Origin of the sequence: Corynebacterium sp. HMSC27B11 (genome assembly GCF_001815985.1) — a bacterium.
Lineage (GTDB): Bacteria > Actinomycetota > Actinomycetes > Mycobacteriales > Mycobacteriaceae > Corynebacterium.
Map to the genome: position 1 here is coordinate 24,372 of NZ_KV823552.1, position 13,226 is coordinate 37,597.

Below are 13,226 nucleotides of genomic sequence, written 5' to 3' on the forward strand. Positions count from 1 at the left end.
TATAGTGCGAATTTCCACCTTACCACGACTGACTTACATCAGCACACCGGCAAAGACCGGAAAGTCTTAGAGAAAACTAGCGAGCCTTCTCTACGATGTCCAGGAGACGGAAGTGCTTGTCCTTGGACAGCGGGCGGGTCTCCTCGATGCGGACGCGGTCGCCGACACCGGCGAGGCCTTCCTCATCGTGAGCCTTCACGCGCGAGTTGGTGCGCATGATCTTGCCGTACAGGGCGTGCTGCTTGCGGTCCTCCAGCTCGACGACGATGGTCTTAGCCATCTTGTCGGAGACCACGTAGCCGGTGCGGACCTTCTTCTGGCCCTTTTCCTTCTTGTTCACGTTAGCCTCACTCATGCTGCGTCACCACCAGGGTTGGTCGACAGCCCGAGCTCGCGCTCGCGCAGGACCGTGTAGATGCGAGCGATGTCCTTCTTGACAACGCTCAGACGACGGTTGTTGGTCAGCTGGCCGGTCGCCATCTGGAAGCGAAGGTTGAACAGCTCTTCCTTGCTCTCCTTCAGGCGGGTGGTCAGCTCCTCGTTGCTGAGCTCGCGGAGCTCAGAGGCTGGGATACCAGTAGCCATTAGAACTGATCCTCCTTCTTCACGATGCGCACCTTGCATGGCAGCTTCGCGCCGGCGCGGCGCAGAGCCTCCAACGCGGTCTGCTCATCTGGGTACGACATCTCGAACAGGATGCGGCCAGGCTTGACGTTGGCGACCCACTTCTCGACCGGGCCCTTACCGGAACCCATACGCACGCCAAGCGGCTTCTGGGTCAGCGGACGGTCCGGGAAGATGTTGATCCACACCTTGCCACCACGCTTGATGTGGCGGTTGATGGCAATACGTGCAGCCTCGATCTGACGGTTCGTGATGTAGGTCGGCTCCAGGGCCTGCAGGCCGTAGTCGCCGAAGGTCACACGGTTGCCGCCCTTGGACATACCGCTACGGTTCGGGCGGTGCTGGCGGCGGAACTTAACGCGCTTGGGGATAAGCATTTGTTCTTAGCCCTCCTGCTTCTTCTCGGCGCGCTGGCGGCGTGCACCACCGCGGCGCGGGCGCTCACGGCGACCACCGCGGGACGGGCGCTCGTCGCGAGCGTTCATCAGGGACTCGCGGCGACCGCCGACGACGTCACCCTTGTAGATCCACACCTTGACGCCGATGCGGCCGAAGGTGGTGTGGGCCTCGTGGGTGCCGTAGTCGATCTCGGCACGGAGGGTGTGCAGCGGAACGCGACCCTCGTGGTAGCGCTCGGTGCGACCCATCTCCGCGCCGCCCAGGCGACCGGAGCAGACAACCTTGATGCCCTTGACCTGTGGCTGACGCATTGCACCCTGGATTGCCTTGCGCATAGCGCGGCGGAATGCAACACGGTTGACCAGCTGCTCGGCGATGGACTGAGCCACCAGCTGAGCGTTGGCATCAACGTTCTTGACTTCGAGGATGTTGAGCTGGACCTGCTTGCCGGTGAGCTTCTCGAGCTTGCCGCGGATGCGGTCAGCCTCGGAGCCACGACGGCCGATCACGATGCCCGGACGTGCGGTGTGGATGTCGACGCGCACACGGTCGTGCGTGCGCTCGATGACCACGTTCGCGATGCCGGCGCGCTCGAGGCCCTCGGAGAGGAACTCGCGGATCTTGATGTCTTCGGCAAGGTAGTCAGCGTACTGCTTGTCGGCGTACCAGCGGGACCGCCAATCGGAGGTGATACCCAGCCGGAGGCCGTGGGGTTGAATCTTCTGGCCCACTACTGAGCACTTCCCTTCTGGCTCTCGACTACCACGGTGATGTGGCTGCTGCGCTTACGGATGTGGAAAGCACGACCCTGAGCGCGCGGACGGAAACGACGCATGGTCGGGCCCTCGTCGGCGTATGCCTCGGAGATGACCAGGGTGCGCGGATCCAGACCAAAGTTGTTCTCAGCGTTAGCCGCTGCGGAGGCAACAACCTTGGCGACGTCCTCGGAAGCAGCCTGCGGGGCGTACTTCAGGATTGCCAGGGCGTCCTCGACGGACTTACCGCGGACCAGGTCGATCACGCGGCGTGCCTTCATCGGGCTGACGCGCACGAAACGCGCGGTGGCGCGTGCGGAATTCACAGTTTCAGTCATGATTATCGACGACCCTTCATGTCGTCCTTGACGTGACCCTTAAAGGTCTTCGTCGGTGCGAACTCGCCCAGCTTGTGACCAACCATCGAGTCATCGATGAACACCGGCACGTGCTTGCGACCGTCGTGGACGGCGAAGGTGTGACCGATGAAGTCGGGCAAGATAGTCGAGCGGCGGGACCAGGTCTTGATGACCTGCTTGGTACCCTTCTCGTTCTGAGCATCCACCTTGTTGAGGAGGTGCTCGTCAACGAATGGGCCCTTCTTAAGGCTGCGTGGCATTCTCTGCTACCTCCTCTTAGCGCTTCTTGTTGGGACGGCGACGGCGGACAATCATCTTGTCGCTCGGACGGTTCGGGCGGCGGGTGCGGCCCTCCAGCTGACCCCATGGGGACACTGGGTGGCGGCCACCGGACGTGCGGCCCTCACCACCACCGTGCGGGTGGTCGACCGGGTTCATAGCAGCACCGCGGACGGTCGGGCGCCAGCCCTTCCAGCGCATACGGCCGGCCTTGCCCCAGCGGATGTTGATCTGCTCCTGGTTACCGACCTCGCCGACGGTTGCACGACAACGGATGTCGACGCGGCGGATCTCGGAGGACGGCATACGCAGGACTGCGTACTTGCCTTCCTTACCCAGCAGCTGGATCGAGGCACCAGCGGAGCGGGCCATCTTGGCGCCGCCGCCTGGCTTCAGCTCGACGCAGTGGATGGTGGTACCGGCCGGGATGTTACGCAGCGGCAGGTTGTTACCAACCTTGATGTCTGCGTTCGGGCCGGACTCGACCAGTGCGCCCTGCTTCAGGCCGCGCGGGGCGATGATGTAGCGCTTCTCGCCGTCGCGGTAGTGCAGCAGTGCGATGTTTGCGGTGCGGTTCGGGTCGTACTCGATGTGAGCGACCTTTGCGACCACGCCGTCCTTGTCGTTACGACGGAAGTCGATCACGCGGTAGCGACGCTTGTGGCCGCCACCCTTGTGACGGGTGGTGATGTGGCCGTGAACGTTGCGGCCACCGGTCTTCGACAGCGGGCGCAGCAGAGACTTCTCTGGAGTGGAGCGAGTGATCTCGCTGAACTCGGAGACGGAGCTCGCGCGGCGACCCGGCGTAGTCGGCTTGTACTTACGAATAGCCATACTTTTGCTTCCTCTTTACCTGTCGGTTTGCCGACGCTTACGCGACGGTGCCACCGAAGATGTCGATCGGATCGCTGCCGGCGACCAGGGTCACCATGGCGCGCTTGGTGGCCTTGCGACGACCGTAGCCGTAGCGGGTGCGCTTGAGCTTGCCCTCACGGTTTGCGGTGTTGACGCTGGCGACCTTCACGCCGAAGATCTGCTCGACGGCAATCTTGATCTGGGTCTTGTTGGACGTTGGTGCGACGAGGAACGTGTAAACGTTCTGCTCCATCAGGGCGTAAGACTTTTCAGACACGACCGGAGCGATGATGACGTCGCGAGGATCTACAACCTTGTTGCTCACTTAGCCTCCTCCTTCGTGTTCTGGTCCTCGGCCTTGTTGGCGCCGCTTGCGGCCTTGATGAAGGCGTCCAGTGCCTCGACAGAGAACACGACGTCGTCTGCGTACAGAACGTCGTAGGTGTTCAGCTGGTCTGCCGGCAGTGCGTGCACGTTCGGCAGGTTGGCGACGGACTTGCGAGCGGTCAGGTCCTCACGGGTGAGGACGACCAGGATCTGCTTGCGCTCGGTCAGACGCTCCAGGAAGGAACGTGCAGACTTGGTGGATGGGATCTGGCCCGGCACGAGCTCCTCGATCACGTGGATGCGTGAGTGGCGTGCGCGGTCAGACAGGGCGCCGCGCAGTGCGGCGGCCTTCATCTTCTTCGGGGTGCGCTGGGAGTAGTCGCGCGGCTGCGGGCCGTGGACCGTGCCACCACCGGTGAAGTGTGGTGCGCGGATGGAGCCCTGGCGTGCGCGGCCGGTGCCCTTCTGGCGGAATGGCTTGCGGCCACCGCCACGGACCTCGCCGCGACCCTTGGTTGCGTGCGTGCCCTGGCGCTTCGCTGCGAGCTGAGCGGTAACGACCTGGTGCATCAGCGCGACGGACGCCTCAACATCGAAGATGGATGCTGGGAGCTCTACGCTGCCGTTGGTCTTACCATCAGCGGTATGTACATCAAGCTTCAGATTGCTCATGCTTTAGCACCGCCCTTCACTGCGGTCTTGACAACGACGATGCCGCCGTTGATACCCGGAACTGCGCCCTTGATGAGCAGCAGGTTGGAATCGGTATCGACCTTGGCAACCTTCAGGTTCTGCATGGTCACGCGGTTGTTGCCCATGCGACCTGCCATGCGCTTGCCCTTGAAGACGCGACCCGGGGTAGCGGCTCCGCCGATACCACCGACGCGACGGTGCGCTGCCTGGTTACCGTGTGCTGCACCCTGGCCAGCAAAGCCGTGGCGCTTCATGCCACCGGCGAAGCCGTGACCCTTGGAGGTGCCGGTGACGTCCACGAAGTCGACCTCGTTGAAGATCTCGACGGTTACGTCCTGGCCGACCTCGTAGCCGGAAGCATCCGCGACGCGGATCTCGGCGACGTGGCGACGAGGGGTAACGCCGGCCTTCTTGAAGTGGCCAGACTCAGGCTTGTTGACCTTACGTGGGTCGATCTCACCGAATGCGATCTGGACGGCCTCGTAGCCGTCGATGTCCTTGGTGCGCACCTGGGTTACGACACAAGGCCCAGCCTCGACGACGGTGACCGGTACGACGCGGTTCTCGTCATCGAAGATCTGGGTCATGCCGAGCTTCTTGCCCAGGATGCCCTTGATCTCAATATCACTCATAGTTTTGTTCTCCGCTGCCTTTAAGCTGCTGTATTCAGACTCGACTCAGGCTTACTGAATGTTGACGTCGACGCTTGCCGGAAGGTCGATGCGCATGAGGGCATCAACGGTCTTCGGGGTTGGGTCGAGAATGTCGATCAGGCGCTTGTGAGTACGCATCTCGAAGTGCTCGCGCGAGTCCTTGTACTTGTGCGGCGAACGGATGACGCAGTAAACGTTCTTTTCAGTTGGCAACGGCACCGGGCCGACTACACGGGCGCCGGTACGAGTGACCGTCTCAACAATCTTCTTGGCAGAAGCGTCGATTGCCTCGTGATCGTAGGCCTTGAGCCTGATGCGGATCTTCTGTCCCGCCACGCTTGTCCTCTTCCTCAGCGTGCCCACGTTCTCGACCTGCTGTCGAGCTTGTGAGCGAACACGCTTCTTTTCTTGTCTTAACGCTGTCCGGCCGTGGGGCCTGGTCCAGACGCCAGTTTGCTCAGTGTCTTCTCTGTTCACTTCGTTGCACCGGTTGGGGTGGTAAACGATCGCGTTTGCGTTGTTCACAAAGCACACACTGTGTGTTGGAAGAGACCCTCCCCGCGTGGGGACTAGTGCTCATGCGCCTAAATACTGCTGGTTATCTGCAGTTGTGGACGCAGAGGAGGCAAAAGGTTCTTTCCTTATGCTTACTGCCGCTGTTCATTTACCATGTCCCACTCCGGCACCCGCGGTCGGGCGTGTCGCCGTTCCCGCGCGAAGTACCGCACAGCAGAGTTATCCCCCACTGTGTTGGTTCATGCTCGCTTCACCATCAGCACCTTCTTGGCTGGGCGTTTTATCCTGATCAGTTCCGGTTAGGCTTAATCAAGCACGCATGGCCTCATGTGCCGTGTTAAAGCAACGTCAAGTATTCAACCACATCGAACGCGTGAGGCCAAATTTATTTTTCTGAGCCCGCGGCGGCTCGCTCACGGGCCGAGGGCAGCGCACGACGGGAGCTTTAACACAGCGTGTGCAACACGCATTAGAATCGCCACATAGTTTTCTCGTAGAGGTTTCAGGCGTGATCGTTGCTGACACCTTATATATAAGGAGGGCAAAACAGTGAGCGATTCTATGGATCCCCGTCGGCGCCCCTCGGATCCTAGGAGATCCCCGCTGCCTGCTCCACGTTCCCCGCAGTCCGATGAGGGCGGCCCGCAGCCGCCGACTTACCGGCGCGCGAACACACCGGCGCCGGAGCGGGAGGCAGGGCAGCGGTCAACCCGCGGCCCTCGTTACGCAGACCACGGCGCCGCTCAAGGCTCCCACCCGCGCCCCCGCCCTCGTGCGCAGCAGCCACGCGGCAGTCGACCCATTCCGGAAGGTGAGCAACGCCCCCGCTCGCAAGGTAGGCCCCAGCGCCGCCGCCCGCTTTCCCAAGAAGAGGTCGGCACTCCTCGTTCACGCCAGGGCCAACCGCAGCGCCGTCCCCGCCCCCAGGCATCAGAAGGGGGCCGCCCCACTCCGCCGAGCCAGCGCCGTCCACGTCCGCAGGGCGAACCCCCGCGTCGCCGACCGCAGGGCGAACCCCAGCGCCGCCGGCCGCAAGTTCCCGCTGACGGGCAACCGGGCACTCGCCGCCCGCGTCACCCGCGCCCCGCCGGGGAGCAGCCTCGTTACCGCAGGGGCGACCAGCCCGTAGGCTCGGCTCCTCGTCGGCGCACCGCGACGTCCAGTAGCCGTGACCATGGGCGCCCCCGCCCCAAGCAGGGCCGCGCACTTGGCCCGGAGATGGCCGCTGTTCAGCAGCGCCGCGCCCGCCGGGACGCAGAGGCAGCGCAGCACCGGCGCCCGGAACCGCAGCTTGGCTCCACCTGGCGGGAGACCTCTTCGCGCGATGGCAAGAAGAAACCGATGTGGTTCAAGCTCGGCGCCGCCGCATTGGCCCTGGTGCTCGTGTTTGCGCTCTGGCCCTCGGGCAAGTTCTCCCCTCCGGAGGACTTGGAGAATAACGAAGTAGTCGCAGAGCAGTCGCCTCCCATCGACCCCTCCCCTGTGATCGAGATGTACGTACCCGCCCTAAAGATGCACGCCACCTTCGAGGACGGGCCGTGCCGCGTGAAGGACGGTGCGATCAATCCTGACACGATGGATAAGGCCTGCACCTACACCTCGGAGGACAAGCCCTACTCCCTACCCGGCACGAATGCCAAAGACATCGTGGTCATTACGGGCCACACGGGCGCGGGCGTTCCAGCCGTATTTAACGACCTCTACGACGGCGCGAAGGATAAGCACAAGGTCAGCATCGGTGACAAGCTCTACCTGCGCACCCAGGCCTCCGGCGACACCTGGCTCGTGTACTCCGCCACCGATCTCCACGACCCAGAGAAGGAGGGGCTCTCACAAAGCCCCGAGATTTGGGGCGAGGGCCCCATGCCGGGCCGACTGCTGACGATCAGCTGCATTCAGCCGGCGAACCTGCTCGCCCCGGCCGTTCGCAATGCGGTGGTGGGCTGGCAGTTCCAGGGCACCTCCACAACGGTGGACAAGGGCGAGGAGGAGCAAGCACCCCAAGAAGCGAAGTAATGACAAGCTGAGAATTCCACCCCTTTTTGAGGGTTTTTCTCATTGCGTGTGCAAAATTTGTTGCGAGAGTTAAGGAAGCGCTTATAGTTGACACTGTTGATGCCGCCCCCGATGTTTGGCATTACGCAACACCAATTTCTTTCAAGGAGAGATCATGAAGCGTTTTCCACGCACTCTGACCGCCGCCGTCATGGCAGGCGCCCTGGCCGTCGGTGGCGCAACCGTCGCACAGGCACAGGAAAACCAGCCTGTTCCAGGCGCTGCGGCAACTCCACCTGCTCGAGGCGCCGCGGCAAATCCAGAAGATGTCAAGTCCCAAGAGGACAACGAGAAGCCAGCCGAAGGTGACGGCACCGGGACTCCAGCCGAGGAGGGTCCGAACGAGAACGAGGATCCGGCTAGCGATGAGAACCAGGGCATCCCAGACCCGGTTTCTGTCACCGTTGATGGTGTTGAGTACTTTAAGACCACCAATGACAAGGGCGAGATCGTCTACCGTGCCAACGATCCGTACGGCGCTGCAGACACCACCGAGCTGACCCGTGACGAGGCTCTGGCTATTCGCGACAAGCAGCTCGCGGAAGATCAGAATCCTGGCGACAACCAGGGCAGCTCCGACTTCGACAAGAAGAAGCTGGCTTGGCTGGCTCTGCCGGCAGCCCTGATCATCGGTGGCATCGTTTACCACCTGATGAAGGACGGCCAGACCTACACCCCGGACGAGGGTCGCAAGAACGAGGACCCGACCGCTGAGGAGAAGGCTGCTTCCGACAAGATGCTGGCCGAGAACAAGGACGAGGTCATCGCTCAGGGCGGTCAGCTGGCTGAGGGCGCAGACGCCGCAGCAACCGACCGTGGTATCGCAGCCGAGACCGGCTCCAACGCTGCCGCACGCGGCCTGGCTGCACTCGCAGTCGTCGCAATGGTTGCAGCTGGTGCATTCGCAGCTTCCCGCAAGCTGTTCGCCTAATCGCGGAATCAACGCTTAACAGCCCCTCACCCGCCGAGCACAACGCTCTAGGCACAACGGGCAGTTAACCCCCCGGCCCACCCCCTCCCCCGGATCATCCGGCGGAGGGGGTGGGCTTTTCTATGCCCACGCGAGCCAACAACTGCGATAACCTGAAAGGCATTGCGCACACCGGGCGAGATAGAACGGCAGCGCCAGAGCGAGCCCGGCAGCGCCAGCACGCCACCAGGGCTCCAAAGCACCCAACAAGGGCACACAACCATCGAGAAGAGGCTTCCATGGCCAACCAGGCCCGCAACACCGGCGGCAACCAGAGCTTCCGCAAGAACCCGGAGTACGTCAAGGCGCGCCGCGCCATCGTCCGCGAACACCACCCGGACCACGGCGGGTCTAACGAGGCCCTCATCGCGGAGCTCAAGAAGCTCGACGAGCGCTGGGAGCGCAAAACCGCGTTCAGCGCAGCCCTGCGGGAACAGCTCCAGGAGCACCGCCCCTCCTTCATCGACCCGAAGGCCGCAGAACAGGCCATCCAGTTCGCAGAGCGCTACGCGGACCCCGTCGTCTCCACCGCGGACTACCTCGTCGAGCGCGGAGAAAAGGGCGGCAAGTGGCTCAAGGAGAAGAGCCAGGGGCTCTACGAGTCCAAGGTCCCACCCAAGGTGAAGCAGAAGGTCGAGAAGACCGCCCAGGACGTCCTCAACCGCGCCACAAAGCGCTTCAAGACCGGCAAGTAGCCCCGCCCCCTATAGACGCAAAGAACCCCCGGTAGCTCGCTGAGAAGCGAAGCTCCGGGGGTTAACGCTTCCCGCCGGCCCCTTAGGGGCTAGCGGCAAGCCAACCGCTTAGAGAAGCAGTATTACTTGTTGATCTTGGTCACACGACCAGCACCAACGGTGCGGCCACCCTCACGGATAGCGAAGCGCAGGCCCTCGTCCATTGCGACCGGCTGGATCAGCTTGACGCTCATCTCAACGTTGTCGCCCGGCATGACCATGTCGGTGCCCTCTGGCAGGGTAACGACACCGGTGACGTCGGTGGTACGGAAGTAGAACTGCGGACGGTAGTTGTCGAAGAACGGGGTGTGACGGCCACCCTCGTCCTTGGACAGGACGTAGACGGAGCCCTCGAACTCGGTGTGCGGGGTGTAAGCGCCCGGCTTAGCGATGATCTGGCCGCGCTCGACGTCCTCACGCTTCAGACCACGCAGCAGCAGTGCAGCGTTGTCGCCAGCCTCTGCGGTGTCCAGCAGCTTGTTGAACATCTCGATGGAGGTGACGGTGGTCTTGGTGGACTTCTCGCGGATGCCCAGGATCTCGACCTCGTCGTTCAGGTTCAGGACGCCACGCTCAACACGGCCGGTAACGACGGTGCCGCGACCGGTAATGGTGAAGATGTCCTCAACCGGCATCAGGAACGGCTTGTCGGTCTCGCGCTCCGGGTCCGGGATGGACTCGTCGCAAGCCTTCATCAGCTCGAGGACGGAGTCGACCCACTTCTGCTCGCCCTCCAGGGCGCCCAGTGCGGAGATCGGGACGACCGGAGCCTCCTCGTCGTAGTCCTGCTCAGCCAGAAGCTCGCGGACCTCCATCTCGACGAGCTCGAGGAGCTCCTCATCGTCAACCATGTCGCACTTGTTCAGTGCAACGAGGATGTACGGAACGCCAACCTGGCGAGCCAGCAGGACGTGCTCACGGGTCTGCGGCATCGGGCCATCGGTTGCAGCAACAACCAGGATGGCGCCGTCCATCTGAGCAGCACCGGTGATCATGTTCTTGATGTAGTCAGCGTGACCCGGGGCATCGACGTGTGCGTAGTGACGCTTCTCAGTCTCGTACTCGACGTGAGAAATGTTAATCGTGATGCCGCGCTCCTTCTCCTCCGGCGCCTTGTCGATGGCGTCGTAGGCGAAGGCCTTGTTCTGCTCTGGGTAGGTCTCGTGCAGAACCTTGGTGATCGCAGCAGTCGTGGTGGTCTTACCGTGGTCAACGTGACCGATGGTACCGATGTTTACGTGCGGCTTTGTGCGCTCGAACTTTGCCTTCGCCACTTAGTGTCCTCCTGGACTTCTCGGTGGCTACGACTCTCGCAGCCACATTGATTTACTTCTCCGGTTCACCATTTTACCTCTTAACGGCAGGTAGCTGACAAACCGAAATTTATTATGCCGATTACATACTGTCCTGAAATCAGCAACCAGACGCGCTGGCGCTTGATCTCAGCCACCCTGAAGAACTCTTAAGGCTCTCCAAGTGGGTAACGGCCAGCACACCGCATCATACTCAAATGTGAAGTACTTTAAAAACTTCGATGGTGCGACGTGCAAGCCCCTACCCCACCCCGCAGGCGCGGGGTCGGTGTTTGCCCAGGTTTCGCGCGGTTCCACTCGCGTGGACCGCACCCGGGCGGGCTTAAAGGTGTAGAACCTCGACGTCGGGAGGCTAGCTAGCACTAGCAGCTAGCCCACCCCGCATCGGGAACTACTTGCCGGTGCGCTCGGCGATGATCTCCTCAGCCACGTTCTGAGGAACCTCAGCGTAGGAGTCGAAGATCATGGAGTAGTTGGCGCGGCCCTGGGTCTTGGAACGCAGGTCGCCAACGTAGCCGAACATCTGGGACAGCGGGACGCGGGCCTTAACGACCTTCGCGCCGGAGCGGTCCTCCATGGAAGACACAGAGCCACGGCGGGAGTTGACGTCACCGATGACCTCACCCATGTACTCCTCAGGGGTGATGATCTCCACGGCCATCATCGGCTCCAGCAGAACCGGCTTAGCCTTCGCCACGGCCTCCTTGAGAGCCATGGAACCAGCCAGCTTGAAGGCCATCTCGGAGGAGTCAACCTCGTGGTAAGCACCGTCCAGCAGGGTGGCCTTGATGTTCACCAGCGGGAAGCCAGCGAGGTAGCCGTACTGCATGGCGTCCTGGATACCCTGGTCGACCGACGGGATGTACTCCTTCGGAATACGGCCACCGGTGACCTCGTCGATGAACTCGTAGGTCTCCTCGGAGCCCTCCTCCGGCTCCAGCGGCTCCAGAGCGATGATGACGCGAGCGAACTGACCGGAACCACCGGTCTGCTTCTTGTGCGTGTACTCGAGCTTCTCGACCGGCTTCTTGATGGTCTCGCGGTAAGCAACCTGCGGAGCACCAACGTTTGCCTCGACCTTGAACTCGCGCTTCATGCGGTCCACCAGCACGTCGAGGTGCAGCTCGCCCATACCGCCGATGACGGTCTGGCCGGTCTCCTCGTCCAGCTTCACGGTGAAGGTCGGGTCCTCTTCCGCCAGCTTCTGGATGGCGGTACCCAGCTTCTCCTGGTCGGACTTGGTCTTCGGCTCGATAGCCACCTCGATGACCGGGTCCGGGAAGTCCATGTCCTCGAGAACGACCGGGTTAGCGGCGTCGGACAGGGTGTCACCGGTGGAAGTGTCCTTCAGGCCGATGAAGGCGTAGATGTGACCAGCGGATGCGCGGTCAACCGGCTGCTCCTTGTTGGAGTGCATCTGGAACAGCTTGCCGACGCGCTCCGGCTTTTCCTTGGTGGAGTTGACGATCTTGTCGCCGGTCTCCACGGAGCCGGAGTAGACGCGGACGTAGGTCAGCTTGCCGAAGAACGGGTGAACAGCGACCTTGAACGCCAGCGCGGAGAACGGCTCGTCGCGGGACGGCTTGCGGTTGCGCTCAACCTCGCGGTCCTTCGGGTCGAAGCCCTTGATCGAGCCGACGTCCATCGGGTTCGGCAGGTAGTCGATGATGGCGTCCAGGATCGGCTGGATGCCCTTGTTCTTGTAGGCGGTACCACAGAAGACCGGGTATGCCTCGCCGTTGATGGTGAGCTGACGGATCTGCTTCTTGATCTCGTCGACGGTGATCTCCTCGCCGGCGAAGTAGCGCTCCATGAGCTCTTCGTCGGACTCCGCGACAGCCTCGATCAGCTTCTCGCGGTACTCCTCAGCCTTCTCCTGCAGGTCGGCCGGGATCTCCTCGATGGTCGGCTCGGTGCCTGCAGCAACGACGCCTGGCCACATCAGGGCCTTCATCTGCAGCAGGTCGACGACACCCTCGAAGTTGTCCTCAGCGCCGATCGGCAGCTCCATGACCAGCGGCTTCGCGCCGAGGCGGTCGATGATGGTCTGCACGGTGTGGTAGAAGTCCGCACCCAGCTTGTCCATCTTGTTGACGAAGCAGATGCGCGGGACGTCGTACTTATCAGCCTGGCGCCAGACCTGCTCAGACTGCGGCTCAACGCCTTCCTTCGCGTCGAAGACAGCAACAGCGCCGTCCAGGACACGCAGGGAACGCTCGACCTCAACGGTGAAGTCGACGTGACCCGGGGTATCGATCAGGTTGATCTGGTTGTCGTTCCAGAAGCAGGTCGTCGCGGCGGACGTAATCGTGATGCCGCGCTCCTTCTCCTGGTCCATCCAGTCCATCGTGGATGCACCGTCGTGGGTCTCGCCCACCTTACGGTTGATACCGGTGTAGAAGAGGATGCGTTCGGTGGTGGTGGTCTTACCGGCATCGATGTGGGCCATGATGCCGATGTTGCGGACCTTCTTCAGGTCGGTCAGTGCTTCGAGTGCCACTGGTTAAAAACTCCGCTCAATCGTTGTCGAGCGGCCCGGACCTTAAGGTTGTTGGTCGCATAAGGCCTAGCGAGCCGCATTGGTCTGTTCAGGTTCTATTTTGCCATTTTTATGGCCGCCTGGAGTAGGGGGAGTTTTCCCTCCCCCACTACTCCCGCCTGGGCTGGCCGCAGCGACCGCGGCCAGCCGGTCAA

The 13,226-nt window shown here is 62.2% G+C and carries 17 protein-coding genes; 4 read left to right on the forward strand and 13 right to left on the reverse strand.

Annotated features, from left to right (window positions below; genetic code table 11):
- Positions 1–76 precede the first annotated feature (76 nt).
- The 11 genes from rpsQ to rpsJ are packed head-to-tail and all read right to left on the reverse strand — an operon-like array spanning position 77 to position 5,280.
- Entirely contained in the window at positions 77–355 is a 279-nt protein-coding gene (gene rpsQ, locus HMPREF3097_RS03730; protein ID WP_070758466.1) for a 30S ribosomal protein S17, read from the reverse strand.
- The gene (gene rpmC, locus HMPREF3097_RS03735; RefSeq protein WP_012359583.1) at positions 352–585 is read right to left on the reverse strand and encodes a 50S ribosomal protein L29; all 234 of its coding nucleotides are present in this window, start codon (positions 583–585) and stop codon (positions 352–354) included. The genes rpsQ and rpmC overlap by 4 nt, the downstream gene beginning before the upstream one ends.
- Positions 585–1,001 carry a 50S ribosomal protein L16 gene (gene rplP / locus HMPREF3097_RS03740; protein ID WP_070758467.1) on the reverse strand — a complete coding sequence of 139 codons (417 nt, stop codon included), beginning with the start codon at positions 999–1,001 and terminating at the stop codon, positions 585–587. The genes rpmC and rplP overlap by 1 nt, the downstream gene beginning before the upstream one ends.
- Before the next feature lie 6 nt (positions 1,002–1,007).
- Positions 1,008–1,754: a 30S ribosomal protein S3 gene (gene rpsC, locus HMPREF3097_RS03745; protein WP_012359581.1), complete on the reverse strand. Its 747-nt coding sequence runs from the start codon at positions 1,752–1,754 to the stop codon at positions 1,008–1,010.
- On the reverse strand, positions 1,754–2,116 hold the full coding sequence (gene rplV, locus HMPREF3097_RS03750) for a 50S ribosomal protein L22 (RefSeq protein ID WP_012359580.1): 363 nt from the start codon (positions 2,114–2,116) through the stop codon (positions 1,754–1,756). Before rplV ends, rpsC begins: the two co-directional genes overlap by 1 nt.
- 2 nt (positions 2,117–2,118) lie before the next feature.
- Positions 2,119–2,397: a 30S ribosomal protein S19 gene (rpsS, locus tag HMPREF3097_RS03755; protein WP_012359579.1), complete on the reverse strand. Its 279-nt coding sequence runs from the start codon at positions 2,395–2,397 to the stop codon at positions 2,119–2,121.
- A 16-nt stretch (positions 2,398–2,413) separates the two neighbouring features.
- Complete coding sequence (rplB, locus tag HMPREF3097_RS03760) at positions 2,414–3,250, reverse strand: 50S ribosomal protein L2 (protein WP_012359578.1); 837 nt, start codon at positions 3,248–3,250, stop codon at positions 2,414–2,416.
- Positions 3,251–3,287: 37 nt separating this feature from the next.
- A complete protein-coding gene (rplW, locus tag HMPREF3097_RS03765; protein WP_070758468.1) occupies positions 3,288–3,596 on the reverse strand; it encodes a 50S ribosomal protein L23 in 309 nt (102 codons plus the stop codon).
- The gene (gene rplD, locus HMPREF3097_RS03770) at positions 3,593–4,270 is read right to left on the reverse strand and encodes a 50S ribosomal protein L4 (RefSeq protein WP_070758469.1); all 678 of its coding nucleotides are present in this window, start codon (positions 4,268–4,270) and stop codon (positions 3,593–3,595) included. Before rplD ends, rplW begins: the two co-directional genes overlap by 4 nt.
- Positions 4,267–4,923, reverse strand: a complete 657-nt coding sequence (gene rplC / locus HMPREF3097_RS03775) for a 50S ribosomal protein L3 (protein WP_012359575.1) — start codon at positions 4,921–4,923, stop codon at positions 4,267–4,269. Before rplC ends, rplD begins: the two co-directional genes overlap by 4 nt.
- Positions 4,924–4,974: 51 nt before the next feature.
- Complete coding sequence (gene rpsJ / locus HMPREF3097_RS03780) at positions 4,975–5,280, reverse strand: 30S ribosomal protein S10 (protein ID WP_010120790.1); 306 nt, start codon at positions 5,278–5,280, stop codon at positions 4,975–4,977.
- A 991-nt stretch (positions 5,281–6,271) separates the two neighbouring features.
- Between rpsJ and HMPREF3097_RS09905 the strand changes: the two genes are divergently transcribed.
- The 4 genes from HMPREF3097_RS09905 to HMPREF3097_RS03795 all read left to right on the forward strand — a co-directional run bounded on the left by HMPREF3097_RS09905 (position 6,272) and on the right by HMPREF3097_RS03795 (position 9,180).
- Positions 6,272–6,589 (forward strand): hypothetical protein, encoded by a 318-nt coding sequence (locus HMPREF3097_RS09905; RefSeq protein WP_246821260.1) that lies wholly within the window; start codon positions 6,272–6,274, stop codon positions 6,587–6,589.
- 89 nt (positions 6,590–6,678) lie between these two features.
- A complete protein-coding gene (locus tag HMPREF3097_RS09910) occupies positions 6,679–7,476 on the forward strand; it encodes a hypothetical protein (protein WP_246821262.1) in 798 nt (265 codons plus the stop codon).
- Positions 7,477–7,630: 154 nt separating this feature from the next.
- The gene (locus tag HMPREF3097_RS03790; protein WP_070761040.1) at positions 7,631–8,446 is read left to right on the forward strand and encodes a putative sodium/potassium/calcium exchanger; all 816 of its coding nucleotides are present in this window, start codon (positions 7,631–7,633) and stop codon (positions 8,444–8,446) included.
- Positions 8,447–8,724: 278 nt separating this feature from the next.
- Positions 8,725–9,180: a hypothetical protein gene (locus tag HMPREF3097_RS03795; RefSeq protein WP_070761042.1), complete on the forward strand. Its 456-nt coding sequence runs from the start codon at positions 8,725–8,727 to the stop codon at positions 9,178–9,180.
- Positions 9,181–9,302: 122 nt separating this feature from the next.
- Here the strand turns inward: HMPREF3097_RS03795 and tuf are convergent, their stop codons facing one another.
- Together tuf and fusA are read right to left on the reverse strand one after the other, a co-directional pair.
- Positions 9,303–10,493 carry an elongation factor Tu gene (tuf, locus tag HMPREF3097_RS03800; protein ID WP_015381230.1) on the reverse strand — a complete coding sequence of 397 codons (1,191 nt, stop codon included), beginning with the start codon at positions 10,491–10,493 and terminating at the stop codon, positions 9,303–9,305.
- Positions 10,494–10,923: 430 nt separating this feature from the next.
- Positions 10,924–13,032, reverse strand: a complete 2,109-nt coding sequence (fusA, locus tag HMPREF3097_RS03805) for an elongation factor G (protein WP_070761044.1) — start codon at positions 13,030–13,032, stop codon at positions 10,924–10,926.
- Between the last annotated feature and the right edge of the window lie 194 nt (positions 13,033–13,226).

Excerpts from the sequence above, each read along its gene's own strand:
- rplC (WP_012359575.1), bottom strand. The coding sequence starts at position 4,923 with ATGAGTGATATTGAGATCAAGGGCATCCTGGGCAAGAAGCTCGGCATG.
- rplD (WP_070758469.1), bottom strand. The coding sequence starts at position 4,270 with ATGAGCAATCTGAAGCTTGATGTACATACCGCTGATGGTAAGACCAAC.
- rpsS (WP_012359579.1), bottom strand. The coding sequence starts at position 2,397 with ATGCCACGCAGCCTTAAGAAGGGCCCATTCGTTGACGAGCACCTCCTC.
- rplV (WP_012359580.1), bottom strand. The coding sequence starts at position 2,116 with ATGACTGAAACTGTGAATTCCGCACGCGCCACCGCGCGTTTCGTGCGC.
- HMPREF3097_RS03795 (WP_070761042.1), top strand. The coding sequence starts at position 8,725 with ATGGCCAACCAGGCCCGCAACACCGGCGGCAACCAGAGCTTCCGCAAG.
- rplB (WP_012359578.1), bottom strand. The coding sequence starts at position 3,250 with ATGGCTATTCGTAAGTACAAGCCGACTACGCCGGGTCGCCGCGCGAGC.
- rplP (WP_070758467.1), bottom strand. The coding sequence starts at position 1,001 with ATGCTTATCCCCAAGCGCGTTAAGTTCCGCCGCCAGCACCGCCCGAAC.
- rpmC (WP_012359583.1), bottom strand. The coding sequence starts at position 585 with ATGGCTACTGGTATCCCAGCCTCTGAGCTCCGCGAGCTCAGCAACGAG.
- HMPREF3097_RS03790 (WP_070761040.1), top strand. The coding sequence starts at position 7,631 with ATGAAGCGTTTTCCACGCACTCTGACCGCCGCCGTCATGGCAGGCGCC.
- rpsQ (WP_070758466.1), bottom strand. The coding sequence starts at position 355 with ATGAGTGAGGCTAACGTGAACAAGAAGGAAAAGGGCCAGAAGAAGGTC.
- HMPREF3097_RS09910 (WP_246821262.1), top strand. The coding sequence starts at position 6,679 with ATGGCCGCTGTTCAGCAGCGCCGCGCCCGCCGGGACGCAGAGGCAGCG.